The sequence below is a fragment of the Streptomyces sp. NPDC005202 genome (assembly GCF_040608235.1).
Taxonomy (GTDB): Bacteria; Actinomycetota; Actinomycetes; order Streptomycetales; family Streptomycetaceae; genus Streptomyces.
This window is the reverse complement of sequence record NZ_JBEXHW010000002.1, coordinates 124,918-150,227: the sequence shown is the minus strand read 5'-3', so window position 1 is coordinate 150,227 and position 25,310 is coordinate 124,918. Positions and strand designations below refer to the sequence as shown.

Below are 25,310 nucleotides of genomic sequence, written 5' to 3'. Positions count from 1 at the left end.
TACGAAGCGATCACCCAGGCACGAGCAGGGGCTGGAGTGGCACCTGCACCACCTTCGGCATCTCCATACCAGAGCCGGAACCCAGCGGGGCGCTGTCAGTCGCTCTCGGTGCTCAGCCGGCCCAGCAGTTCGGGCAGGGCGGTGCCGATGGGTTCCCGTATCACCTCGTCGGCCAGTTCGTCGTACGGCGTGGGCTCGGCGTTGACGATGATCAGCCGTGCCCCGTGGTCGGCGGCGACGCCGGCGAGCCCGGCGGCGGGCTGGACCTGGAGGCTGGTGCCGACGGCGATGAACACCTGGCAGGCTTTGGTGATTGCGACCGCTTCGCCGAGCACCACCGGATCGAGGCGCTCGCCGAACATCACGGTCGCCGACTTCAGGATCCCGCCGCACTCCAGGCACGGCGGATCGTCCTCGCCGGCCTCGACCCGGGCGAGGGCGTCCTCCATGGGCCCGCGCGCATGGCACTTCGTACACACGACACTGCGCGCGGTTCCGTGCAGTTCGAGCACCTTGCGGGCGGGCATTCCGGCGAGCTGGTGCAGCCCGTCCACGTTCTGCGTGATCACCCGCACCGGCACCCCGGCCTGCTCCAGCTCGGCCACCGCCCGGTGCGCGGCGTTGGGCTCGGCCTTCAGCGTGCGGTTCTTGCGCCGCATCTGCCAGGACCGCCGCCGGATCTCCGGATCGCCCATGTAGTACTCGTACGTCACGAGCTTCTCCGCCTCCGGATCCCGCCGCCACAGCCCCTTGGGACCGCGATAATCAGGGATTCCGGAATCGGTGGAGATACCTGCGCCACTGAGGATGGCGACGAGGGGCTTGGTCATGGGCCGAGAGTAGGACGCCTGTCTGCTTGGGGCGAACCGATATCAGGGCTGCGGAGTTCCCTGCTCGCGAGCCGTGTCACGAACCTGCCGCTGAGCTGGGCATGAACGGTGCGCCTCTGCCAGCTCCCGGTAGGGCCGGGCGCCGTCCCTCTGGTGCAGGTCGACCAAGGCCGCGCGCAGTTCGGCGAAGCTCCTCACGTACCGGGGATGCGGTGCCGGTTCACCACCGCGGCGGACGGCCCGGTCGCGTCGGCAGCATCGTGTTGGCGAACAGGTAGTCGGCGACGTTGTCACCGAGTGCCAGCCCGTCGGTGAGGTCCCAGCGGTAGTGCACGCCCAGCCAGAGTCGGCTCAGCGCGTCCTCCTGGGCGACCTGGCTGAAGCTGGTGAACGAGCGATACGCCATGAGTGTGTGCGGGTCCTCGGAATGCGCGGTGAACGAGACGTAGTCACAGCCGAAGAAATGCTTCATCGCGCCTGCCCACGCACCCGCGAGGCCAGCGTGCCCGGAGGCCCAGGCGGGGAAGCACGGGGTGAACGGTGCCCCTGAGCGGTCCGCGCTGAGAGGCTGCCAGGTCGCGTTCGCGCCGCCCGTGGCCTGGATCGCGGTCACCGGGCGCCAGAGCTTGATCGGGGTGTCGTACTTGGTGTCCCAAACCGCGATCGCGGCATCCGCCATCGTCAGCGACACCAGCGCGTACAAGCGGGCAGTCTGGTACTTGTCGAGCCCGAGCTTCTTGGCGACGATCCCGGTCAGCTCGAGCAGTTGCCCCGGGGGCTTGTAGGTGCCGTCCAGGTCATTGGCCCAGAACCAGGCGGCGGCGGTTTGATCGAGGGTGCGCTCGGTGGAATTGACGGCACCGAACTGTCGCACCTCCTCGACCTGGCCCGCGTACGCCGGGCTGGCCAGCAGATCGGCGTAGGAAGCGAAGGCGCCCAGGGTGGCAGGCCGGAACTGCGAGCCCGAGCTGAGTACGAACGGCTTCACCATGCCCCAGTTCGGGGTCACCGCGTCGCTCGCCTGTCGGCAGCTGCCGCCGGTCGGCCGCCAGGCGCCAGGCGTAGTGGTGTCGCCGCTATAGACCTGCGGGTTGTCCGAACCGTCGCCCGATCGGGCTTCGTTGATCTGCCTCACCACCGGGTCGACCACCAGGTGGTCGATGATGTCGAAGGAGTTGGGGGCGGAGCCGGTCCGGGCGGTGAACTGGGCGTCGATGTAGGCCTGATCGCCTGGGAACAACTGCGAGATGATCCGGTACGCCGTGCGATCGATCACCCGCTCCTCCTCGTCCGGACGCCGCCGCGGCGGCGTCGACGGCATACTTCAGCGGACGATTGAGGTACGGCTGGTACTTCATGGTTCCGTACGTGTACTGATACGCGCTCTCGGCGTTGTAGATCGCCGCGTAAACCATCGCGGCGGCCCTGGTGAGTTTGCCGGGCGCGGCGTCCATACCCCGCGCATCACGGAACGTCTGGAGCAGGACCTTGTTCCAGTACTGCGTCGGATCATCACTGGAGTGCGGTGCCGCGGCAGCGGCCGGCTGCGCACCGATGGCCACCGGACTCAGCCCGGCGAGCAGGGCACCAGCCGCGACGGCGGCCCTTAGCCGTCCCAGGCGGCTGCCGGCACGGGACTTCAAGCGTGCGAGCTCGGACTTCGCGGCCGACCGCTGGCCACGCTTGGGCTCGAGGGCCACGATATTCCTCTCCACGTCGTTGATCAACAGCGGCAGCATAATGTCGGCTATACAGACATAAACGCCAGCCGCGCCGATATCCCACGCGTCTTATGTGATTTCAGGATTGATGCTGTGATCGCCTAGGCGTGACGGCACTTCACTCGTGTGAGTGATTCTGGATCCACCGATCGGTGGCTGTCTGACGTTAGCTCCGTGAAGAAGGCATGCTCTGTGACCTGGGAGGATGTGAGTCCAGGCTCTCGCAAGCGTGCGCCGTAACGGGCCCGGTGCGGGCGCGATGGCGCCTGTCAGTCCTCTTCCCGATAGATGGGCGCGAGTCGATTCCACACCGGTCCACCGGGCCTGACCGCAGAAGTGACCAGTACGGTCAATAGCGTCTTTTCCACGTATGCGCCTTGTTCCACGAAGTCGAGTCCATCCCACACTTGCCTCAAGTCGACCGGTGCCCCCTGGGTGCGCAGTGAACGACGGCGCCACTCGTTCCGCTCATTGATGAGTCGGCGTTCCGTCGCCTTAGCCTTTGCGAGGAACGCTCAAAACCGCTCTTTGCTGACCAGACGCTGTTCCCGGCGCTCTGTCCAGTCCTGGATGTCCTCCCGGATGCGGGCAAGCTGGCTGGCGCCGCTGAGGATTGCGGCCGGCGCATCGGCGAGCCGATATCGGCGTACCGCTGGGGGCGGGTCAGCCGACGCGGTGGCCGTTTTCCAGTTCCGCCGTGCCCGAGCCCTCGGCGAGGACGTCGAGGGCGGCCAGGACGCGGCGGCCCAGGGCGCCGGGCAGGTGGTCGGTGAGTTCGTCGCGCGGGACGAGGCGCCAGGACAGCAACTCCTCCTCCTGGAGGCGGATCGCCTTGAAGTCGTCCTCGGTGAGGACGCCGCCGTCGTAGAGGTACGCCACCAGGGGCGGGCGTCCCGTCCCGTGCACCCAGTCCACCGCGAGCAGTCGGCCGAGTTCGACGTCGAGACCGATCTCCTCCAGCGTCTCCCGGCGCGCGCCCTGGCGCGGGGTCTCGCCGTCGTCGGACTCGACGGTGCCGCCTGGAAGCGCCCAGCCGTCACGGTAGTTGGGCTCGACCAGCAGCACCCGGCCCTCCGCGTCGCGGAAGAGGGCGGCGGCACCGGCGAGGACGCGCGGCAGGCCCGCGATGTACGTGGCGAAGTCTGGAGTGGTCATCCAGGAAGGGTAACCAGCTCAGGAGGTCGTGTCTCCGGCCGGCGGTCCCGGGACGACGCGCGCGACGGGCCCTACCGCCTCCGCCAGCCGCAGGGTTCGGTCTGCCAGCTCGCTGATGCGTACGCCGTCGAAGCCGAAGACCGCGCTGCGGACCGTGTCCTCCAGGGGGTCCTTCCACTGGGCCGGGATCGCGTCCGCGCCCGTCAGGACGCCCGCCACCGAGCCGGCCGTGGCACCGTTGGAGTCGGTGTCCAGGCCGCCGCGGACGGTCAGCGTGATGGTGCGGGTGAAGTCGCCGTCGCCGTACAGCAGGCCGGCCGTGAGGACGGCGGCGTTCGGGATCGTGTGGATCCAGCCGAGGCCGGCGGTCTCCTCCGCGACCGTCGTGAGCGTGTTCTCCCACGGCATCCGGGTCTCGTGCAGGGAGACCACCCGGCGTACGGTGCGGGCCAGGCGGCTGCTCGCCGGGATCACCGTGAGCGCGGTGTCGATCGCGCTGCGGACGGTCGGGGCCGTGAACGCCGCCGCGATCAGCGCCGCCGCCCACATCGCGCCGTACACACCGTTGCCGGAGTGGGACAGCACCGCGTCCCGGCGGGCGAGGGAGGCGGCGCGGTGCGGGGCGCCCGGGCTGGTCCAGCCGTAGATGTCGGCGCGGATCAGGGCGCCGATCCACTCCTGGTACGGGTTGTCGTACGTGGCCGTGACCGGCGGCTTGAGGCCGTTGGCGAGGTTGCGGTACGCGGCCCGCTCGGCGGTGAACGTCTGCAGATACGGCAGCCGCAGCAGCCAGAGGTCGCCGACCTGCTCGGTGCTGAAGCCGAAGCCGTGCGTCTCGAGCAGGTCGAGGCCGAGGATCGCGTAGTCGACGTCGTCGTCGCGGCAGCTGCCGTGGATACGGCCGCGGACGCAACTGCGCCACTCCGGGCGCAGCTTGAGTCCGTCGGTGTCGTCGGCCGGCTCGGGAAGGTAGTCGGTCAGTGGCAGGGCGGCGGCCTGCCGCAGGTAGCGTTCGATGCGGTCGCGCGTCCACAGGTCGCCCTGCTCGACCGGTTTGCCGAGCATGTTGCCCGAGATCCGGCCCAGCCAGCCCCCGAGGATGCGGTCGGCGAGCTCTGGCTCAGTGCCCACAGGGGTCATAGCTGAAGGTTTACCCAAATTCCGGGTGGCTGCGCGGGTTCGGGCTGCGGGGCAAAGGGGTGGGCGCAGGGTGCTCTCAGGGTGCTCTCACACGACCCTCCCAGGGGGCGTTCCCATCGGGCCCTCCCAGGGCGCCCTCCCACGGCGTTCCTACGGCCCTCCCACGGCGTTCCTACGGCCCTCCCAGGGCCTTTCTCACGGTCCGGTCGGGGCATGACGGCGGGGGTGGTCTCCGGTTAGGGTCGCAGCGGCGCGACTGGCCCTGACGTGCGCGGGGCCCGGAGAGCAAGGGGATTGCAACGTGGCGGACGCTGCAGGGCGCGGACCATCAACGGCACACCGGGTGCTCGTTGCCGCGGACAAGTTCAAGGGGTCGCTGACGGCCGTGCAGGTCGCGCAGCGCGTGACGGCCGGACTGCGCCGGGTCGTGCCGGATCTCGAGGTGGAGGCGCTGCCCGTCGCCGACGGCGGCGACGGGACCGTGGACGCGGCGGTCGCGGCCGGTTTCGAGCGCCGGGAGGTACGGGTCGCCGGGCCCCTCGGGCACGAGGTGACGGCCGCCTTCGCGCTGCGCGGCGACACGGCGGTCGTGGAGATGGCGGAGGCGAGCGGGCTGCAGCGGCTGCCGGCGGGCGTCTTCGCCCCGCTCACGGCGTCCACGTACGGCTCCGGGGAGCTGCTGCGGGCCGCGCTGGACGCGGGGGCGCGGACGATCGTGTTCGGCGTCGGCGGGAGCGCGACGACCGACGGGGGCGCCGGGATGCTGTCCGCGCTGGGGGCGCGGTTCCTGGACGCCGACGGGGAGCCGATCACGCCTGGCGGCGGGGGGCTGGCGGAGCTCGCACACGCGGACCTGTCCGGGCTGGACCCGCGGCTTGCCTCCGTCGACCTGGTGCTCGCCAGCGACGTCGACAATCCGCTGACCGGGCCGAAGGGGGCGTCGGCGGTGTACGGGCCGCAGAAGGGCGCCTCGCCCGACGACGTCGAGACGTTGGACGCGTCGCTCGCGCACTACGTGAAGGTGCTGGAGGAGGCGATCGGGTCCGGGGCCGCGGAGTACGCGGCGTCGCCGGGGGCGGGGGCCGCGGGTGGCATCGGGTACGGGGCGCTGATCCTCGGGGCGCGGTTCCGAGCCGGGATCGAGGTCATGCTCGAGGTGCTGGGGTTCGCGCCGGCGCTGGAGCGGGCGACGCTGGTGATCACCGGTGAGGGGTCGCTGGACGAGCAGACGCTGCACGGGAAGGCGCCGGCCGGGGTTGCTGCGGCGGCGCGGGCGGCGGGGAAGGAGGTCGTCGCGGTGTGCGGGCGGCTGGCGCTGGCGCCGGAGGCGCTCGGGCGCGCCGGGATTCGGCGGGCGTACGCCTTGACCGAGGTCGAGCCGGACGTGGCGAAGTGCATCGCGGACGCGGGGCCGATCCTGGAGCGGGTGGCGGAGCGGATCGGGCGGGACGTTCTGCTCTGACGGGGGGCTTGTCCACCCGCTCACCCTTCTCGGCCGGGTGGGGGTGCCCCTCGTCAGGGGCTCCGCCCCGGGCCACGTCAGGGGCTCCGCCGCCCCGGGCCCCGGCGGGGGCTGCGGCCCTCCGGGTGCTGCGCCTCTCCGGGGACTGCGCCCCTTGCGGGGTTGGGCCGCCCAGCCCGCCCCCATACGGCCCGGCCCCCAGCCCAGGCCCGTAAGGGCACGCACTCCCCCGTCACCCCGCTCAGCCGCGCCCGATCCCCTCCAGTTCCTCGATCGCGTCCGTCGGCAGTGTCAGGTCCGCCGCGGCGATGTAGGAGCGCACTCCGGAGCAGCGGGAACAGCGGGAGGGGTGAGCCTCCCGCCCGACATGCCGCCCGACATGCCGAAGGGCCCCGAACCTCACGGTTCGGGGCCCTTCCCGTCGTACGACCGTCGCGACGGCCACCCGCGCTACGGCAGCTGCGCCGCCCGCGCCTCGCGCCGGTTGTCGCGGAAGTTGTTCACCCGGCGGGCCGTGGCGAACAGCGGGATCACCGCGCCCATGACCAGCTGCAGCGCGCAGCCGGTCTGCAGGAGCAGCTGCCCGCTCGGGGCGTCGAAGGCCCAGGCTGCCAGCAGGCCCATCGACAGCACGATCCAGGACAGCATCGCCACCGCCAGGCGGCCCCGCGGCTTCGGGTACTCCACCCGGCTCACCATCAGCCACGCGGTGCCCAGGATCGCCAGGAGGGTCGCCACGAAGGGCAGCTCCAGCAGGACGATCGACACCACCGTCAGGGCGCCGAAGGGTGAGGGCATGCCCTGGAACATGCCGTCCTTCATCGTCACGCACGAGAAGCGCGCGAGTCTGAGCACCACGGCCAGCAGCACCACGATCGCGCCCAGCGCCGCCACTCTCTGGTGCGCGTCGTCGGCGACCATGCCGTAGACGAGGACGAAGTACGCGGGGGCCAGGCCGAAGCTGATCAGGTCGGAGAGGTTGTCCAGCTCCGCGCCCATGGGGGAGGAGCGCAGCTTGCGGGCGACCAGGCCGTCGAACAGGTCGAAGACCGCCGCACACAGCATCAGGATGACCGCCGTGGCGGCGCTGTGCCGGGCCATGCCCGATTCCTGGCTGCCCGTGAGGTGCGGGATCAGGATGCCGGTGGTGGTGAAGTACACGGCCATGAAGCCGCACGTGGCGTTGCCGAGGGTGAGGGTGTCCGCTATCGACAGGCGGAGGGAGAGGGGCATCTCCTCCTCGTCGTCCACCCCGTCGGCCTCGGGCACCCAGCCCGCCTGGGTCTCGGGATCAATCACGGTCAATGCGAGTCACCCCAGCCACGGTCTTCTGGCCGACCTCCACCGCGACCTCGATGCCCTCGGGCAGGTAGATGTCGACGCGCGAGCCGAAGCGGATCAGTCCGATCCGGTCGCCCTGCTCGACCTTGGTGCCCTGCGGGATGTAGGGGACGATGCGGCGGGCCACCGCGCCGGCGATCTGGATCATCTCGATGTCGCCGAGTTCGGTGTCGAAGTGCCAGACGACCCGCTCGTTGTTCTCGCTCTCCTTGTTGAACGCCGGAACGAACCCGCCGGGGATGTGCTCGACCGACGTCACCGTGCCGGCGAGCGGGGCGCGGTTGACGTGGACATTCAGCGGGCTCATGAAGATCGCGACGCGGGTGCGTCCGTCCTTCCACGGCATGATGCTCTGCACCACACCGTCGGCGGGCGAGATGACCCGGCCCTGGGCGATCTCGCGCTCGGGGTCGCGGAAGAACCACAGCATCCCCGCCGCGAGCGCGGTGGCGGGGACGGCCACGGCCTTGGCGGCGCCGGAGCGGCGGGCGCGGGCAAGGCTGAGGGCTGCGGTGGCGACGGTCGGAAGAAGCCACGGCGATGCTCCGCGCGCGAGGCGGACCCGGCCGCGTGGTGCAGAGGTTTGGCTGTGGGGCATGGATGACCTTCGTAGCGGATGATGCCGCGCTTTCGACGGGGGACGGCGGCTTTCCGGCGATCGTAGCGGCTAAGGGCCACAACTGGGTAAGTCATGAATCCGAGTCGGCGGCCGAAGACCGCTGACGGGGTGTGATCTTCTTCTCGAAGAAAACACCCCGTGTCCGGACATTCAGCCCTGGAACCGATACTCTTCGAGCAGTCTGCGGCCGATGATCATTTTCTGGATCTCGGCAGTGCCTTCACCGATCAGCAGCATCGGGGCCTCACGGTAGAGGCGCTCGATCTCGTACTCCTTGGAGTAGCCGTAGCCGCCGTGGATTCGGAAGGCGTCCTCCACCACCTCCTTGCAGTACTCGGAGGCGAGGTACTTCGCCATCCCGGCCTCGAGGTCGTTTCGTTGCCCGGAGTCCTTTTTGCGTGCTGCGTTCACCATCATCGCATGCGCGGCCTCGACCTTGGTGGCCATCTCCGCGAGCTTGAACTGGATCGCCTGGTGCTGGGCGATCGGCTTGCCGAACGTGTGACGCTGCTGGGCGTACTGCACGCCGAGCTCGAACGCACGCTGGGCGACGCCGCAGCCACGCGCCGCCACGTTGACCCGGCCGACCTCCACGCCGTCCATCATTTGGTAAAAACCTCGGCCGGTGACGCCGCCGAGCACCCGATCGGCCGGAATGCGCAGGCCGTCCATGATCAGCTCGGTGGTGTCGACGCCCTTGTAGCCCATCTTCTCGATCTTGCCGGGGATGGTCAGGCCGGGGCGGACCTCGCCGAAGCCGGGCTCCTTCTCGACCAGGAAGGTGGTCATCGACTTGTGGGGCGGGGTGCCCTCGGGGTGGCCTTCGTCACTGCGGACGAGAACGGCGACGAGGGAGGACGTACCGCCGTTCGTCAGCCACATCTTCTGACCGGTCAGGACGTACTCGTCGCCGTCCTTGACCGCCTTCGACGTGATCGCCGACACATCGGAGCCCAGGCCCGGCTCCGACATCGAGAAGGCGCCGCGGATGTCGCCGGCGGCCATCCTCGGCAGGAAGTGGTCCTTCTGCTCCTGCGTGCCGTGCTGCTTGAGCATGTACGCCACGATGAAGTGCGTGTTGATGATGCCGGACACCGACATCCAGCCGCGGGCGATCTCCTCCACACACAGGGCGTACGTCAGGAGCGACTCGCCCAGACCCCCGTACTCCTCGGGGATCATCAGACCGAACAGGCCCAGTTCCTTCAGGCCGTCGACGATCTGCTGCGGGTACTCGTCGCGGTGCTCCAGCTCCGTCGCGACCGGGAGGATCTCCTTGTCCACGAAGTCCCGGACCGTGGAGATGATCTCCTGCTGGACGTCCGTCAGACCGGCGGTCTGGGCGAGTCGTGCCATGGCTACTTCTCCTGCTGCTTCGGCTCGGAACCAGGGGTGCCGCCCCGCAGGGGCGTCGTTTGAGGGTGGTGGGGGGAGACGGGCGGGCGGCCGGGCTGCTCGCCGCCGCGCTCCTTGATGTAGGTCTCGGTGGGCACCATCACCTTGCGGCGGAACACGCACACGAGCGTGCCGTCCTGCTTGTAGCCCTTGGTCTCGACGTAGACGATGCCCCGGTCGTTCTTCGACTTGGACAACCACTTGTCGAGCACCGTCGTCTCGCCGTAGATCGTGTCGCCGTGGAAGGTGGGCGCCACGTGCTTGAGCGACTCGATCTCCAGGTTGGCGATCGCCTTGCCGGAGATGTCCGGGACGGACATGCCGAGCAGCAGCGAGTAGATGTAGTTCCCGACGACGACGTTCTTGCCGAAGTCCGTCGTCTTCTCCGCATAGTTGACATCCATGTGGAGCGGGTGGTGGTTCATGGTGAGGAGACAGAACAGGTGGTCGTCGTACTCCGTGACCGTCTTGCCCGGCCAGTGCTTGTACGTCGCCCCGACCTCGAACTCCTCGTAGGTGCGTCCGAACTGCATGGGCGTCACGCCTCCGGGATCTCGAACTTGCTGGTGCGCTGCATGCCGGCGGCGCGTCCCTTGCCCGCGATGACCAGCGCCATCTTGCGGCTGGCCTCGTCGATCATCTCGTCGCCGAGCATCGCGGAGCCCTTCTTGCCGCCCGCCTCGGACGTGTAGTAGTCGTACACGTCCAGGATCAGTTCGGCGTGGTCGTAGTCCTCCTGTGAGGGGGAGAAGACCTCGTTGGCGGCGTCGACCTGGCCGGGGTGCAGCACCCACTTGCCGTCGAAGCCGAGGGCGGCGGCGCGGCCGGCGACCTCGCGGAAGCCGTCGACGTTGCGGATCTGCAGGTAGGGGCCGTCGATCGCCTGGAGGTTGTTGGCGCGGGCGGCCATGAGGATCTTCATCAGGATGTAGTGGTAGGCGTCCGCCGGGTAGCCGGGCGGCTGCTCGCCCACGACCAGCGACTTCATGTTGATCGACGCCATGAAGTCGGCCGGGCCGAAGATGATCGTCTCGATGCGCGGGGAGGCCTGCGCGATCTCGTTGACGTTGTTGAGGCCCTGGGCGTTTTCGATCTGCGCCTCGATGCCGATGCGGCCGACCTCGAAGCCCATGGTCTTCTCGATCTGGGTCAGCAGGAGGTCCAGGGCGACGATCTGCTGGGCGTCCTGCACCTTCGGCAGCATGATGCAGTCCAGGTTCGGGCCCGCGCCCTCGACCACCGTCACGACGTCGCGGTACGTCCACTCGGTCGTCCAGTCGTTGACGCGCACGACCCTCGTCTTGCCGGTCCAGTCACCCTCGTTGAGGAACTTGACGATCGTGTGCCGCGCCTCGGGCTTGGCCAGCGGCGCGCACGCGTCCTCCAGGTCCAGGAAGACCTGGTCGGCGGGGAGGCCCTGCGCCTTCTCCAGGAAGCGCGGGTTGCTTCCCGGCACCGCGAGGCACGAGCGCCGCGGCCGAAGGCGGTTGACCTGGGGAGCAGGGCTGGTCATGCGGGGACCTCCAGGGGGTCGAGCTTGTTCGCTTTGCGGATCTCGTCGACGATACGGCCGATGATCCCAGTGATGTCGAAGTCCTTCGGGGTGAAGACCGCGGCCACTCCCGCGGCCCTGAGCTGCTCGGCGTCGCCGCTGGGGATGATCCCGCCGGCGATCACCGGGATGTCGGCCGCGCCGGCCTCGCGCAGCCGCTCCAGCACGTCCGGCACCAGCTGGGCGTGCGAGCCGGACAGGATGGACAGGCCGACCGCGTGCACGTCCTCGGCGAGGGCCGCGTCCACGATCTGCTCCGGCGTGAGCCGGATGCCCTGGTAGACCACCTCGAACCCGGCGTCGCGGGCCCGCACGGCGATCTGCTCGGCGCCGTTGGAGTGCCCGTCCAGGCCGGGCTTGCCGACCAGGAAGCGCAGCTTGCCGACGCCGAGGTCGCGGGCTGTCGCGTCCACCTTGCGGCGGACCTGGGCCAGCGCCGTGCCCTCCTCGGCGGCCACGGCGACCGGCGCGGACGAGACACCGGTCGGCGCCCGGAACTCGCCGAACACCTCGCGCAGGGCCCCGGCCCATTCGCCGGTCGTGACCCCGGCGCGGGCGCACTCCAGGGTCGCCTCCATGAGGTTCTCGGTGCCCTTCGCCGCCTCCTTCAGCCGCTCCAGCGCCTTGCAGGGGCGCGGGTGGTTGAACGGCGGCTGGTAGCGGGTGTCGCGCCAGTGCTGGAGCGAGGCGATGACGCGCGCCTCGACCGCCGGGTCGACCGTCTGGATCGCGGTGTCCAGGTCGGCCGTGAGCGGGTTCGGCTCGGTCTGCTCGAATATGTTGACGCCGACGATCTTCTCTTGACCGGACTCAATACGAGCCCGGCGCTCGGCGTGTGAGGCGACCAGCTGCGACTTCAGGTAGCCGGACTCGACGGCGGCCATCGCGCCGCCCAGCTCCTGGATGTGGTCGATCTCGGCGAGCGCCGCCTCGACCAGCTCGTCCACCTTCGCCTCGATCACCTTCGAGCCCTCGAAGATGTCGTCGTACTCCAGCAGGTCGCTCTCGTAGGCGAGCACCTGCTGGATGCGCAGCGACCACTGCTGGTCCCAGGGTCGGGGCAGGCCCAGCGCCTCGTTCCAGGCGGGCAGCTGCACGGCACGCGCGCGTGCGTCCTTGGACAGGGTCACCGCCAGCATCTCCAGCACGATCCGCTGGACGTTGTTCTCCGGCTGCGCCTCGGTCAGGCCGAGGGAGTTGACCTGGACGCCGTAGCGGAAGCGGCGGTGCTTGGGGTTCTCGATGCCGTACCGCTCGCGCGTGATCCTGTCCCAGATCCGGCCGAACGCCCGCATCTTGCACATTTCCTCGACGAAGCGGACTCCCGCGTTCACGAAGAAGGAGATGCGGCCGACGACGTCGCCCATGCGCTCCTGCGGCACCTGGCCGCTGTCGCGCACCGCGTCGAGCACGGCGATCGCGGTGGACATCGCGTACGCGATCTCCTGGACCGGCGTGGCGCCCGCCTCCTGCAGGTGGTAGCTGCAGATGTTGATCGGGTTCCACTTCGGGATGTGGGAGACCGTGTACGCGATCATGTCCGTCGTCAGGCGCAGGCTCGGTCCCGGCGGGAAGACGTGCGTGCCGCGGGACAGGTACTCCTTGACGATGTCGTTCTGGGTCGTGCCCTGGAGCTTGGTGATGTCCGCGCCCTGCTCCTCCGCGACGACCTGGTAGAGCGCCAGCAGCCACATGGCCGTGGCGTTGATCGTCATCGAGGTGTTCATCTGCTCCAGGGGGATGTCCTGGAACAGCCGGCGCATGTCACCCAGGTGCGCGACCGGCACCCCGACCCGGCCGACCTCGCCGCGGGCGAGGACGTGGTCGGGGTCGTAGCCGGTCTGCGTCGGCAGGTCGAACGCCACCGACAGACCCGTCTGCCCCTTGGCGAGGTTGCGCCGGTACAGCTCGTTGGACGCCTCGGCCGTGGAGTGACCGGCGTACGTGCGCATGAGCCACGGCCGGTCCCTTTCCTTTTGCGCTTGCGGCGACTGACGCTCAGTCATCTGTGACCTCCGCCGTCCTCAGATGTTCCGGAAGCGGTTGATGGCGTCGATGTGCTTGGCGCGCATCTCCTCGTCGCGCACGCCCAGGCCCTCCTCGGGGGCGAGGCACAGCACGCCGACCTTGCCGTGGTGGAGGTTGCGGTGCACATCGTAGGCGGCCTGACCGGTGTCCTCGAGGGAGTACACCTTCGACAGCGTCGGGTGGATCTTGCCCTTCGCGATCAGCCGGTTGGCCTCCCAGGCCTCGCGGTAGTTGGCGAAGTGCGAGCCGATGATGCGCTTCAGGGACATCCACAGGTAGCGGTTGTCGTACTCGTGGTTGTAGCCCGAGGTGGAGGCGCAGGTGACGATGGTGCCGCCCTTGCGGGTGACGTAGACCGAGGCGCCGAAGGTCTCACGGCCGGGGTGCTCGAAGACGATGTCGACGTCCTCGCCGCCGGTGAGTTCGCGGATGCGCTTGCCGAAGCGCTTCCACTCCTTGGGGTCCTGGGTGTGCTCGTCCTTCCAGAACTTGTAGCCCTCGGCGTTGCGGTCGATGATCGCCTCGGCGCCCATGGAGCGGCAGATGTCCGCCTTCTGCTCGCTGGAGACGACGCAGATGGGGTTGGCGCCGCCCGCGAGGGCGAACTGCGTGGCGTACGAGCCCAGGCCGCCGCTGGCGCCCCAGATGAGCACGTTGTCGCCCTGCTTCATGTCGGCGCCGTTGCGGGAGACCAGCTGGCGGTAGGCGGTGGAGTTGACCAGGCCGGGGGCGGCGGCCTCCTCCCAGCTCAGGTGGCCGGGCTTCGGCATCAGCTGGTTGGACTTCACCAGCGCGATCTCGGCGAGGCCGCCGAAGTTGGTCTCGAAGCCCCAGATGCGCTGCTCGGGGTCGAGCATGGTGTCGTTGTGGCCGTCGGAGGACTCCAGCTCGACGGACAGGCAGTGGGCGACGACCTCGTCGCCGGGCCTCCAGGCGTTGACGCCGGGGCCGGTGCGCAGGACGACGCCCGCGAGGTCGGAGCCGATGATGTGGTACGGCAGGTCGTGGCGCTTGGTGAGCTCCGAGAGCTTGCCGTAGCGCTCCAGGAAGCCGAAGGTCGGCAGCGGCTCGAAGATCGAGGTCCACACCGAGTTGTAGTTGACCGAGGAGGCCATGACGGCCACCAGGGCCTCGCCCGGGCCGAGTTCGGGCAGCGGCACCTCGTCCAGGTGCAGCGACTTGCGCGGGTCCTTGTCGCGGGTGGGTATGCCCGCGAACATCTCCGTCTCGTCCTTGTGCACGGTGATGGCGCGGTACGACTCGGGGAGCGGCAGAGCGGCGAAGTCGGCGGGCGTGGTGTCCGGCGACTGGATCGCGTCCAGGATGTCCTTCACGGTCACGGTGTTGCCTCCGGCGATAAGCGCCCTGAGGGAGGGGCGCTGAGGGTTACGTCGGTGCTGCTGAGGGTGGGTGAGGGTTGCCGTCGGTTCGGCGGGTGGTGCTTCGGCAGCGCTTTGTGGCGCGGGAGGTTGCCTGTGACGCAGGCGTCCGGGCGCGCAGGCCGGCGGCTTGCGGGGACAGCCGGCGTGCGTACGGTCTCTGTACGCCGGCCGCCCGGACACCTTCAACGTATGACACCGCGTGTCACCTGGCAAGGCACTGAGTGCCAGAACTTTCTCTCAGGTGAAATCTTTACGTAACAAATGAGCGATGATCGATCGAATTGGCTCCCAAAGCCGTTCGAAAAGGGGCCCTGACATGCCAAAACGGCCACCCCGTGGGGTGGCCGTCATCACAGCGACGAAGCGCGTTCAGCAGGCGCTCAGCGGTCCTTCAGCGCCTCCTCGATGGTCCGCATGACCTCCTCGAGGGGAGCATCGGTGCGGGCGACCGTCACCAGGACCTCGCCCTGCTGGGAGACCGCCGCGGAGGCGGGCTTGGGCGCCTGAGTCCGGCCGGCCCCGATCCCGGTGCCGAACGTCTTGCGTACGATCGCGAAGGCGTGGTCGAGCTGCGCCTCGACGTCCCCCTGGCCGCCAGCCCGCAGCCAGCGGCGCAGCACGTGGTTGTGCGCGGTGACCACGGCCGACGCGGCGACTTCGGCGAGCAGCGGGTCGTCGTTGGCGTCGTCGGCGTGCGCGTGCTCGTCGAAGTGGCCCAGCAGGTAGCGCGTGAAGAGGCGCTCGTAGCGGGCCACGGAGGCGATCTCCGCCTCGCGCAGCGTGGGGACCTCGCGCGTCAGCTTGTAGCGGGCGACCGAGATCTCCGGCCGGGCCGCGTACATCTTCATGACTTCCTTGATGCCGCGGCACACCGTGTCGAGGGGGTGCTCGTGCGCGGGCGCGGCGTTGAGCACCGCCTCGGCGCGGATCAGGGTGTCGTCGTGGTCGGGAAAGATCGCCTCTTCCTTGGAGCGGAAGTGACGGAAGAAGGTGCGGCGGGCGACCCCGGCCGCCGCGGCGATCTCGTCGACGGTGGTTGCCTCGTACCCCTTGGTCGCGAACAGCTCCATCGCGGCGGCCGCCAGCTCCCGGCGCATCTTGAGCCGTTGGGCGGCGGCGCGAGAGCCTGCGGCATTTTCCGGCGCGTCGGGCGTAGCTGGTGTACGTGAGGACTTGGCGGGCTGGGACATGACCCGAACGTACTGCATGTGCGCAGCTTGATGCGCATGTCCCCGATTTCCCCCGCCCTCGGCGGGCGGGGGAGAGGCCGCCGGATCGAGCAGGCCTCCCCACTCCCGCCCCCCTCGGAACCAGTCGCCGGGACGCTCAGCGGCGGGCATATTCGCGGAAGCCGCGGCCCGTCTTGCGGCCGAGGCAGCCCGCGGCCACCAGGTGCTCCAGGAGCGGCGCCGGGGCCAGGCCCGGGTCGCGGAACTCGCGGTGGAGGACCTTCTCGATGGCCAGCGAGACGTCGAGGCCGACGACGTCCAGCAGTTCGAAGGGGCCCATCGGGTAGCCGCCGCCGAGCTTCATCGCCGCGTCGATGTCGTCAAGAGACGCATAGTGCTCCTGCACCATCTTGATCGCGTTGTTGAGGTAGGGGAACAGCAGGGCGTTGACGATGAATCCGGCCCGGTCACCGCAGTCGACGGCGTGCTTCTTGATCTTGACGCAGACCTCGCGGACCGTCGCGTGGACATCGTCCGCCGTCAGCACCGTACGGACGACCTCGACCAGCTTCATGGCCGGCGCCGGGTTGAAGAAGTGCATGCCGATCACGTCCTGCGGGCGCGAGGTGGCGCGGGCGCAGGCGACGACGGGCAGCGAGGAGGTGGTGGTGGCCAGGACCGCGCCCGGCTTGCAGACCTTGTCCAGCGTCGCGAACAGCTGCTGCTTGACTTCCAGGTTCTCGGCGACGGCCTCGACGGCCAGGTCCACTTCGGCGAAGTCGTCGTAGCTGCCCGTCGCCGTGATCCGGTCCAGGGTCTGCGCGGCGGCCTCGGCGGTCAGCCGGCCCTTGTCGACAGAGCGTGAAAGCGACTTGCCGATACGGGCCTTGGCGGCCTGTGCCTTCTCCTCGCTGCGGGCGGCGAGCACCACGTCGTACCCGGCCTTGGCGAAGACCTCGGCGATGCCCGAGGCCATGGTGCCCGAGCCCGCGACGCCGACGGAGCGGACGGGACGGCCCGGGACCAGCGTGTCGCCGTCCAGCGGGGTCAGGGCGTCCCGCACGACGGTCCCGCTGCCCGGAGCCTCGTAGGTGTAGAAGCCGCGGCCCGCCTTGCGGCCCGTCAGACCGGCCTCGCTGAGCTGCTTGAGGATCGGAGCGGGGGCGTGCAGCCGGTCGCGCGACTCGGCGTACATGGCCTCCAGGACCGTGCGGGCGGTGTCGATGCCGATGAGGTCGAGCAGCGCGAGCGGGCCCATGGGCAGGCCGCAGCCGAGCCGCATCGCGGCGTCGATGTCCTCGCGGGAGGCGTACTTCGCCTCGTACATGGCGGCGGCCTGGTTGAGGTAGCCGAACAGCAGCCCGTCGGCGACGAATCCGGGCCGGTCGCCGGCCGCGACGGGCTCCTTGCCGAGCTCGAGGGCGAGGTCGGTGACCGCGGCGACGGCCTGCGGCGCGGTCAGGACGCAGGAGACGACCTCCACCAGCTTCATCGCCTGGGCCGGGTTGAAGAAGTGCAGGCCGAGCACGCGCTCGGGGTGGGCCGAGTCGGCGGCCAGGCGCGTGACGGACAGCGCGTTGGTTCCGGTCGCCAGGATCGTCTCGGGCCGCACGATGCCGTCCAGCCCCCGGAAGATCTGCTGCTTGATCTCGTACGACTCCGGGGCCACCTCGATGACCAGGTCGGCGTCGGCCGCGGCCGTGAGGTCGGTGGAGGTGCGCACGCGGGCGAGGACGTCCGCGCGCTCCTGCTCGGTCAGGCGCCCGCGCTGCACGGCACGGGAGGTCGAGGACTCCAGGGCGGCGACGGACTTGGCGGCCGCGGCTTCGCTGATGTCGATGCCGATGACCTCGCGGCCGGCGCGGGCGAGGACTTCGGTGATGCCGGTGCCCATGGTGCCGAGGCCGACGACGGCAATGGTCTTCAGCGGGGACAGAGGGGTGTTGGAGAGGGGAGTGGCCATCGCGGGACTCCTGGAATGAGGGTGACGACTGGGAACGCCCCCGGTGCGCCGAACGGCGCACCGGGTGCGGAAAAGGGTTGCGGGTGTTGCCGGGCTGCGAGCGCACACGCCCGGTGCCGTCGCCGCGGGCGCGCACACGCCCGGGGAGCGGCTGAGACCGACCGGCTCTGTCCCGGAGCCGAGTCGTACTGAGGTACCTGGTGTACCGAACCGACAACACTCGCAGTGGCTGCGTCACCAGGCCACTGCAAGTCTGCGCGAGTGGGTAACTCGCTCGTCTGAGCTTAACCCGCGGGTAACGAGCGCGCCAGCCCCCGAGTTTGTGATGTAGGTCCCGCGCCTGGGGCGACGCCCCTAGGCTGGGCTTCGTGGACGAAGAGTTGCGATCACTCACGGAGCGCTTACGGCAGGAGTCGGGCGGTTCGGCGGCGTACGAGCATCTGGTGGCCACCGAGGACCCGGACGTACTGGCCGGTGTCCTCACGGCGCCCGGGCAGCCGCTGTGGGCCAGGGAGCTGGCCGCGTTCCGGTTGGGGCTGGCGGGCGACCGGCGTGCCTTCGAGTCCCTCGTGCTGCTCCTCAACCACCGCGACCCGCAGCGCTGTGCCTCCGCCGCCTATGCCCTGGCCCGGCTCGGCGACCCCCGCACGGCGCGCGCGGCCGCCGCCCTCGCCACCAATGAACTGCGCGTCGCCTACGCCCTCCATCCCGTACGGCTCCTGGTCGAGATGCGTGCCCCCGAGTCCGTGCCTGCGCTGATCACCACGCTGGAACGCCGGCTCCGCCCGCACGACCCGTACCGCCGCGTGGCGCTCGCCTGCGTGGAGGGGCTCGGCACACTGGGCGACGCCCGCGCCCGGCCCGTCCTGAACGAGGCCCTCGCGCATCCGTCGCTCGCTCAGGCGGCGGTGCACGCGCTGGCGCGCGTTCCGCAGCCGAGGTGACCTGGTCGGCCCCGCAAGCCCTTGACGTACCGCACCTCGGGCACCTCGGCCCCGTCCACGGTCATGCGTCCACGACCGCGAACGCCTCGATCTCCATCAGGAACTCCGGGCGGACGAGGGAGGCGACCTGTACGGCCGAGGCCGTCGGCAGGCGGTCGTCCGGTATGTGCTCGGCGCGGGCCGCGCGGATGGCCGGCATGTGGGCCATGTCCGTGACGAAGTAGGTGAGTTTGACGACGTCGTCGAAGGTCGCGCCGGCGGCGGCCAGACAGCGGCGGAGGTTTGTGAAGACCTGGCGGGCCTGGGCGGCGGCGTCGCCCTCCCCGACGAGCGTGCCGTCCTCGTCCAGGGCGAGCTGGCCGGAGATCGCGACGAAGCGGCCGGCGCCCATGACGACGTGGGTGTACTGCGCGGCGGGGGCGACCCCGTCGGGGGCGGGAATCCTGGTCAGTTCGCTCATGTGTCCATGGTGGACGATGGGTCTGACAACACCCGTCCCCGACGGGCCGTCGGGCTGCTTGGCGGCAGCCCCGGGAGTCGGCCCGGCCGCTCAGCCGCGGAAGCCGACCAGCTCGTGCAGCGTCGCACCGCGCGAGGATGCGGCCCCCGAGGCGGACCCCGAGGTGGATGCCGAGACGGACGCTGCCTTGCTGCTCAGCGGTTTCGGGTCCGGCAGCTTCTGGCACACCGCGTCGGCCACGCCGTAGTGGCCGCGCGGCACCTTGCCGTCGGTCAGGTACGTCGTCAGGTACTTGTCCAGGCAGCTGTTACCGCTCAGCGTGATGCCGTGGTTCCCGCCGCCCTGCTCGACGACGAGCCTCGAGCGCGCCAGCAGGTGGTGCACCGTGACACCGCCCTCGTACGGGGTGGCCGCGTCGTTGGTCGCCTGGAACAGCAGCACCGGCGGCAGCTTGCCGTTGGCGACGTTCACCGGCCGCGGCGAGGACGTCGGCCAGAACGCGCACGGCGCGTTGTACCAGGCGTTGTTCCATGCCATGAACGGCGCCTTGTCGTACACCGCCCAGTTGTCCTTGCGCCACTGGTTCCAGTCGCGTGGCCAGGCGACGTCACGGCACTGCACGGAGGTGTAGATGCTGTAAGCGTTGTCACCGGAGGCGTCGACGGCGGCGAAGTCGTCGTAGGCCTCGACCAGCGGGGCGGAGTCCTTGTTGTTCACTAGGCCGCGAACGCCTGGGCGAGATCGGGCCAGTAGCCGTTGTAGTAGCCGCCCGGGATGAAGGTGTCCTCCAGTTCGGAGGCGCCGACCTTCCCGCCCGCGGGCTTCTTGGCGAGCGCCGCCCGCATCGCGTACCACTTGGCCTCGACCTTGACCGGGTCGGTGCCCAGTTTGTAGGTCGAGTTGTACTTGGCGACCCATGCCATGAAGGCGAGGTGGCGGTCGTTGAAGGCGTAGTCCTGCTGGATGTTGTCGTCGTACCAGACGCCGGTCGGATCGACGATCGAGTCCAGGACCAGACGGCGGACCCGCTCCGGGAAGAGCTTGGCGTACACCGCGCCGAGGTAGGTGCCGTACGAGTAACCGAAGTAATTGATGTTCTTCGCGCCGAGGGCCTGCCGGATCGAGTCCATGTCCGTGGCGGCGCTGATGGTGTTGATGTACGGCAGCAGGCTCGCGTACTTCTTGCCGCAGGCGGCGGCGAAGGACCGGGCGCGCATGAGGTTGGCCTTCTCGATCGCGGGCGTGCTCGGCACCGAGTCCGGGCGCACCGGTTTGAAGTAGCCCGGCTTGCAGTCCGGCGCCGGCTTGCTCGCGCCCGCCCCGCGCGGGTCGAAGCCGATGACGTCGTACTGGGCCGCGACCGCCTTGGGCAGCGAGGAGCGACGAATCCGGCGAGCGTCAGACCGCTGCCGCCGGGACCGCCGGGGTTGACCAGCAGGGGTCCCTGGTACGTCTTCGCGGTGTGCGGGACGCGGGACAGCGCCAGCGTGATCTTCTGCCCGGACGGATGTTTGTAGTCGAGCGGCACCTTCACGGACGCACACTGGAGCGTCGGATAGTCGGTGGTGCCGCACTTCTTCCAAGTGAGCTTGGCGGCTTGAGCGGTGACCGCGGTGTGCGGCGTGCTCGCGTCGGCGGGGACGGCCGTGAACGAACCGGCCACGACGACGGCGGCACCGCACAGCACGGCAGCGCGTTTTCTCATCCGTGTCCTCCCGGGACGGAGAGGCTGCGGACCGCGAGGCTCACGGTCCTCGCCGCATCGTCCCGGAAAGCACCTTCGGAAGAACGCGTTCTGACAATACTTGACCCAATTGGGTCGCGGGATGCCTTTGAAACTATCTCAGATGAGCGTGAGTTGGGTCGGTTCGGACATCGTGGGCGGAACCGGCTCGGGCGGCCGGATGCGTCGCGGCATCCCCGCGCGCGTGGGCCCGATGCCGTACTCCTGGGCCAGGTCGTGGACCTGACGGGTGATCCGGCGCTGGTACCACTTCGGGGCGTAGGCACCCTCGGCGTACAGCCGCTCGTAACGGCGCACCAGGTGCGGGTGGTGCTGCCCGAGCCAGGCCATGAACCACTCGCGGGCGCCGGGCCGCAGATGCAGCACCAGCGGCGTGACGGACGTGGCCCCGGCCTCCGCGATCGCCCGCACGGTGGCGCGCAGTTGGGCCGGGTGGTCGCTCAGGAAGGGGATCACCGGCGCCATCAGCACCCCGCAGCCGATGCCGTGCTCGCCGAGCGTCCGTACGACGTCCAGGCGGCGCTCCGGCGCGGGCGTGCCCGGCTCGACGGTGCGCCACAGCTCGGGGTGGGTGAACCCGACGGAGACGGAGATGCCGACGTCGGTGACCTCCGACGCCTGCTTCAGCAGCTCCAGGTCACGCAGGATCAGCGTGCCCTTGGTCAGGATCGAGAAGGGGTTCGCGTGGTCGCGCAGGGCGGCCAGGATGCCCGGCATCAGGCGGTAGCGGCCCTCGGCACGCTGGTAGCAGTCCACGTTGGTGCCCATCGCGATGTGCTCACCCTGCCACCGAGGCGAGGCCAGCTGGCGGCGCAGCAGGTCCGGAGCGTTCACCTTGACCACGATCTGGGTGTCGAAGCCGATGCCCGTGTCGAGGTCCAGGTAGCTGTGCGTCTTGCGGGCGAAGCAGTACACGCACGCGTGCGTGCAGCCCCGGTAGGGGTTGACAGTCCACTCGAAGGGCATGCGCGAGGCGCCCGGCACCCGGTTGATGATCGAGCGGGCCCGGATCTCGTGGAAGGTGATCCCGCGGAATTCGGGCGTGTCGAAGGTGCGGGTGGTCACCGCGTCCGCGCCGAACAGCGCGGCGTCGGCCCGGCTGTGGCCGGAGTCCACGGTGAGGTTCTCCCAGCGCATGACGCCTCCTCGGTAGCACTGCCCATAGAATAGAACACATGTTCCCATGATCGTGCGCGTGCCATTTCCGATCGCCCGGTGCACCCCGATCGGTCACTTGTCGACCCCGATTTGGCGGCCGGGGAGCGGGGTGGTTGGCTTGCCCCAAGCCCGAGAACGGATGTCCTGGAGGAACCCCATGGCGCAGGTCGAGGCCACTACGGAGCGGGTCGTCGCGGCGGACGCGGAGAAGGTGTTCGACGCCCTCGCCGACTACAGCGGCACCCGCGAGAAGCTGTTGCCCGAGCACTTCAGCGAGTACGAGGTGCGCGAGGGCGGGGATGGCGAGGGCACCCTCGTCCACTGGAAGCTCCAGGCCACCAGTAAGCGGGTCCGTGACTGCCTGATGGAGGTCAGCGAGCCCACCGACGGCGAGCTCGTCGAGAAGGACCGCAACTCCTCCATGGTCACCACCTGGCGCGTCACCCCGGCCGGCGAGGGGAGGTCCCGGGTCGTCGTCACCACCACCTGGAAGGGGGCCGGCGGCATCGGCGGCTTCTTCGAGAAGGCCTTCGCGCCCAAGGGCCTCGCCCGGATCTACGACGCGATGCTCGCCAAGCTCGCCGCCGAGGTCGAGAAGTAGCCCCTTCGCCGGATTCGCCAGGGGTTTACCCAACAGGTAACTCGCCAGGGCTCGTTGGCGCCTCACCGGTTCGAGTGGATCTCCTTGCGACTCGGCGGTGTGCCGTAACTCGTCGCGCTTGTTCGTAGTTGTCGCTTTACGCGGGAATTGTGCAGTAGGCGCGACGAGGGGAGCGGTACGTGGGCGGGATCACTCTGGTGCAGGACCAACCGGCCGTGGCGCCCCCCGAGATCCCCGCCCCGCCGCCGGTCCGAAGCGCTGAACCGAGCCCGCACCGGGTGCGGTTGGTCTTCGTCGGGCTGATGCTCGCGCTGCTGCTGGCCGCTCTGGACCAGATGATCGTCGCCACCGCGCTCCCGAAGATCGTCGGTGAGCTGCACGGCCTGGACAAGATGTCCTGGGCGATCACCGCCTACCTGCTCACGGCCACGGTCGGACTGCCCGTCTACGGCAAGCTCGGCGATCTGTGCGGCCGCAAGGGCGTCTTCCAGTTCGCCATCGCGGTGTTCGTCGTCGGTTCCGCGCTCGCGGGCCGGGCGCAGACGATGGACCAGCTGATCGCCTTCCGCGCCGTCCAGGGCGTCGGCGCGGGCGGACTCATGATCGGCGTACAGGCCATCATCGCGGACATCGTGCCGCCGAGGCAGCGTGGCCGCTTCATGGGGCTCATCGGCGCCGCCTTCGGCCTGGCCTCCGTCGCCGGGCCGCTGCTCGGTGGCTACTTCACCGACCACCTCTCCTGGCGGTGGTGCTTCTACGTCAACGTGCCCTTCGGCCTGGTCACCCTGGCCGTCGTCACCCTCGTCCTGAAGTTGCCGAGACCCGGGACCAGGGGCCGCTTCGACGTCCTCGGCGCCCTGCTGCTCGCGGCGGCCTCGACCTGCCTGGTGCTGCTGACCAGTTGGGGCGGCACCGAGTACGCCTGGGACTCGCGCGTCATCCTCGGCCTCGGCGCGGGCGCAGCGGTGGCCGCCGTCCTGTTCCTCGTCGTGGAGCGCTTCGCCGTCGAACCCCTCATCCCGCTGCGGCTGTTCAAGGACTCCGTCTTCAATGTCAGCGGCCTGGTCGGCCTCGTCATCGGCGTCGCGCTGTTCGGCGCGGCCAGCTACCTGCCCACCTTCCTGCAGATGGTCGACGGGGCCTCGGCCACCGAGTCCGGCCTGCTGATGCTGCCCATGATGGGCGGCATCGTGGGGGCGTCGATCGTCTCCGGGCAGCTCATCAGTCACACCGGCCGCTACAAGATCTACCCGATCCTCGGCGGCGCCCTCTCCGCCGTCGGCATGTGGCTGCTCTCCCGCCTCCAGGTCGACACGCCCCGGCTGCACTACAGCATCTGGATGGCCGTCCTCGGCGCCGGCATCGGCATGGTGATGCCGGTCCTGGTCCTCGCCGTGCAGAACTCCGTGCGCCCCGCCGACCTCGGCACCGCCACCAGCGCCAACAACTACTTCCGGCAGATCGGCGGCAGCGTCGGCGCCGCGATCTTCGGCACCCTGTTCGCCGACCGGCTCACCGACGCCCTGGAACAACGCATCCCCCCGCGCGCGGGTGCCACGCTCCCCGACCCCGAGTCGATCACCCCGCAACTGGTGCGCACGCTGCCCCCGGCCCTGCGCGACGCCTACGTGCGGGCGTACGCCGACGCCATGCCGAGGATCTTCCTCTACCTCGTGCCGGTGCTCGTCCTCGGCCTGCTCATCGCCTTCTTCCTCAAGGAGAAACCACTGGTGTCCCACAACGCCCCCACCCCCGGGACGGAGCCCGCGCAGGCGAACCCGACCGTTCCGCAGGCCCGTTCGCCGTATCCCGCCGGCGTCCCCGTCTGCGGCACCGTGCAGCACCCCGACGGGACCGTCGTGCCCCGCGCGGCGCTCACCCTGATCGACATCTCCGGACAGCAGATCGGCCGGGGCGCGAGCGGCGAGGACGGGCGGTACGCGCTGTCCACGCCGGGCTCGGGCTCGTACGTCCTGATCGCCGCGGCCGGCGGTCACCAGCCCCAGGCGGTCTCCGTGACCGTCGGCGAGCGGCCCGTCGAACTCGACGTCGTCCTCGGCGGCGCCGGACGCCTCGCGGGCAGCGTACGCACCGCGGACGGCACTCCCGTACGGGACGCCACGGTCACGCTGACCAACGTGCACGGGGAGGTCGTCGCCAGCACCCGCAGCGGGCGCGAGGGCGGCTACGTCATCACCGAGCTGGTCGCCGGGGAGTACACCCTCGCCGCCAGCGCGCCCGCCTTCCGCCCGGCCGCGCTCCCCGTCAGCGTGCAGGCCTCCCGGGAGACCCGTCAGGACGTCGAGCTCGCGGGCGGCGCCGTGCTGCGCGGGACCGTCCGGGCCAGTGGCGGTCGGCCCGTCGAGGACGCGCGCGTGACCCTCCTCGACGCCGCCGGCAACGTCGTCGACACGCTCACCACCGGACCCGACGGAACGTTCCGGTTCGTCGACCTGTCTTCCGGCGAGTACACCGTGATCGCGGCCGGCTACCCGCCGGTGGCCACAGTGCTGCAGGTGGCGGGCGGGGGACGCACGGAACGGGATCTTCAGCTCGGGCACGAGGACTGACCGGGCCGCGAGGGGGCGCGCGTCTGCGCGCCGGTGCGCCCCGCTGAAACCAATTCCAGATTTGCCACACATCGCA

The 25,310-nt window shown here is 69.9% G+C and carries 19 protein-coding genes and 1 pseudogene; 4 read left to right on the top strand and 16 right to left on the bottom strand.

All coding sequences use genetic code 11. The features are described from left to right. Window positions 1–95: 95 nt before the first annotated feature. The 4 genes from ABZV31_RS04370 to ABZV31_RS04355 form a co-directional block, all read right to left on the bottom strand. Window positions 96–830: a Sir2 family NAD-dependent protein deacetylase gene (locus ABZV31_RS04370; RefSeq protein ID WP_355887935.1), complete on the bottom strand. Its 735-nt coding sequence runs from the start codon at window positions 828–830 to the stop codon at window positions 96–98. Between the two features lie 220 nt (window positions 831–1,050). Beyond that, on the bottom strand, window positions 1,051–2,106 hold the full coding sequence (locus ABZV31_RS04365; RefSeq protein ID WP_355887932.1) for a vanadium-dependent haloperoxidase: 1,056 nt from the start codon (window positions 2,104–2,106) through the stop codon (window positions 1,051–1,053). A 1,108-nt stretch (window positions 2,107–3,214) separates the two neighbouring features. After that, entirely contained in the window at window positions 3,215–3,706 is a 492-nt protein-coding gene (locus ABZV31_RS04360) for an NUDIX hydrolase (protein ID WP_355887930.1), read from the bottom strand. An 18-nt stretch (window positions 3,707–3,724) separates the two neighbouring features. Continuing rightward, window positions 3,725–4,846, bottom strand: a complete 1,122-nt coding sequence (locus tag ABZV31_RS04355) for an ADP-ribosylglycohydrolase family protein (protein ID WP_355887928.1) — start codon at window positions 4,844–4,846, stop codon at window positions 3,725–3,727. 301 nt (window positions 4,847–5,147) lie between these two features. Between ABZV31_RS04355 and ABZV31_RS04350 the strand changes: the two genes are divergently transcribed. Beyond that, window positions 5,148–6,308 carry a glycerate kinase gene (locus ABZV31_RS04350; protein WP_355887926.1) on the top strand — a complete coding sequence of 387 codons (1,161 nt, stop codon included), beginning with the start codon at window positions 5,148–5,150 and terminating at the stop codon, window positions 6,306–6,308. Window positions 6,309–6,758: 450 nt separating this feature from the next. Here the strand turns inward: ABZV31_RS04350 and pssA are convergent, their stop codons facing one another. The 9 genes from pssA to ABZV31_RS04305 form a co-directional block, all read right to left on the bottom strand. Beyond that, a complete protein-coding gene (pssA, locus tag ABZV31_RS04345; protein ID WP_355888996.1) occupies window positions 6,759–7,577 on the bottom strand; it encodes a CDP-diacylglycerol--serine O-phosphatidyltransferase in 819 nt (272 codons plus the stop codon). 22 nt (window positions 7,578–7,599) lie between these two features. Continuing rightward, on the bottom strand, window positions 7,600–8,247 hold the full coding sequence (locus ABZV31_RS04340; protein ID WP_355887924.1) for a phosphatidylserine decarboxylase: 648 nt from the start codon (window positions 8,245–8,247) through the stop codon (window positions 7,600–7,602). A 171-nt stretch (window positions 8,248–8,418) separates the two neighbouring features. Then, entirely contained in the window at window positions 8,419–9,624 is a 1,206-nt protein-coding gene (locus ABZV31_RS04335; RefSeq protein WP_355887922.1) for an acyl-CoA dehydrogenase family protein, read from the bottom strand. Between the two features lie 2 nt (window positions 9,625–9,626). Then, complete coding sequence (locus ABZV31_RS04330) at window positions 9,627–10,196, bottom strand: MaoC family dehydratase (RefSeq protein ID WP_355887919.1); 570 nt, start codon at window positions 10,194–10,196, stop codon at window positions 9,627–9,629. 5 nt (window positions 10,197–10,201) lie between these two features. Then, window positions 10,202–11,176: a CoA ester lyase gene (locus ABZV31_RS04325; RefSeq protein WP_355887916.1), complete on the bottom strand. Its 975-nt coding sequence runs from the start codon at window positions 11,174–11,176 to the stop codon at window positions 10,202–10,204. Then, window positions 11,173–13,221: a protein meaA gene (locus ABZV31_RS04320; RefSeq protein WP_355887914.1), complete on the bottom strand. Its 2,049-nt coding sequence runs from the start codon at window positions 13,219–13,221 to the stop codon at window positions 11,173–11,175. The genes ABZV31_RS04325 and ABZV31_RS04320 overlap by 4 nt, the downstream gene beginning before the upstream one ends. Before the next feature lie 18 nt (window positions 13,222–13,239). Further along, window positions 13,240–14,583, bottom strand: coding sequence for a crotonyl-CoA carboxylase/reductase (ccrA, locus tag ABZV31_RS04315; RefSeq protein ID WP_355887911.1), 1,344 nt, complete (start codon window positions 14,581–14,583; stop codon window positions 13,240–13,242). A gap of 422 nt (window positions 14,584–15,005) precedes the next feature. Next, the gene (locus ABZV31_RS04310; protein WP_355887908.1) at window positions 15,006–15,815 is read right to left on the bottom strand and encodes a TetR family transcriptional regulator; all 810 of its coding nucleotides are present in this window, start codon (window positions 15,813–15,815) and stop codon (window positions 15,006–15,008) included. A gap of 136 nt (window positions 15,816–15,951) precedes the next feature. Then, a complete protein-coding gene (locus ABZV31_RS04305; RefSeq protein WP_355887905.1) occupies window positions 15,952–17,757 on the bottom strand; it encodes a 3-hydroxybutyryl-CoA dehydrogenase in 1,806 nt (601 codons plus the stop codon). A gap of 368 nt (window positions 17,758–18,125) precedes the next feature. On the opposite strand from ABZV31_RS04305, the gene ABZV31_RS04300 reads away from it, so the two are divergent. Continuing rightward, on the top strand, window positions 18,126–18,701 hold the full coding sequence (locus ABZV31_RS04300; protein ID WP_355887902.1) for an adenylosuccinate lyase: 576 nt from the start codon (window positions 18,126–18,128) through the stop codon (window positions 18,699–18,701). A gap of 61 nt (window positions 18,702–18,762) precedes the next feature. Here the strand turns inward: ABZV31_RS04300 and ABZV31_RS04295 are convergent, their stop codons facing one another. The 3 genes and pseudogenes from ABZV31_RS04295 to ABZV31_RS04285 all read right to left on the bottom strand — a co-directional run bounded on the left by ABZV31_RS04295 (window position 18,763) and on the right by ABZV31_RS04285 (window position 22,042). Continuing rightward, window positions 18,763–19,161, bottom strand: coding sequence for a RidA family protein (locus tag ABZV31_RS04295; protein ID WP_355887900.1), 399 nt, complete (start codon window positions 19,159–19,161; stop codon window positions 18,763–18,765). Between the two features lie 90 nt (window positions 19,162–19,251). Next, window positions 19,252–20,866 (bottom strand): annotated as a pseudogene (locus ABZV31_RS04290) (alpha/beta hydrolase). A 138-nt stretch (window positions 20,867–21,004) separates the two neighbouring features. Beyond that, a complete protein-coding gene (locus tag ABZV31_RS04285) occupies window positions 21,005–22,042 on the bottom strand; it encodes an Rv2578c family radical SAM protein (protein ID WP_355887897.1) in 1,038 nt (345 codons plus the stop codon). A gap of 178 nt (window positions 22,043–22,220) precedes the next feature. Here ABZV31_RS04285 and ABZV31_RS04280 point away from each other — a divergent pair, with 178 nt between their 5' ends. Both ABZV31_RS04280 and ABZV31_RS04275 read left to right on the top strand, forming a co-directional pair. Then, window positions 22,221–22,664 carry an SRPBCC family protein gene (locus tag ABZV31_RS04280; protein ID WP_355887894.1) on the top strand — a complete coding sequence of 148 codons (444 nt, stop codon included), beginning with the start codon at window positions 22,221–22,223 and terminating at the stop codon, window positions 22,662–22,664. A gap of 179 nt (window positions 22,665–22,843) precedes the next feature. Then, the gene (locus ABZV31_RS04275) at window positions 22,844–25,234 is read left to right on the top strand and encodes an MFS transporter (protein WP_355887891.1); all 2,391 of its coding nucleotides are present in this window, start codon (window positions 22,844–22,846) and stop codon (window positions 25,232–25,234) included. Window positions 25,235–25,310 lie beyond the last annotated feature (76 nt).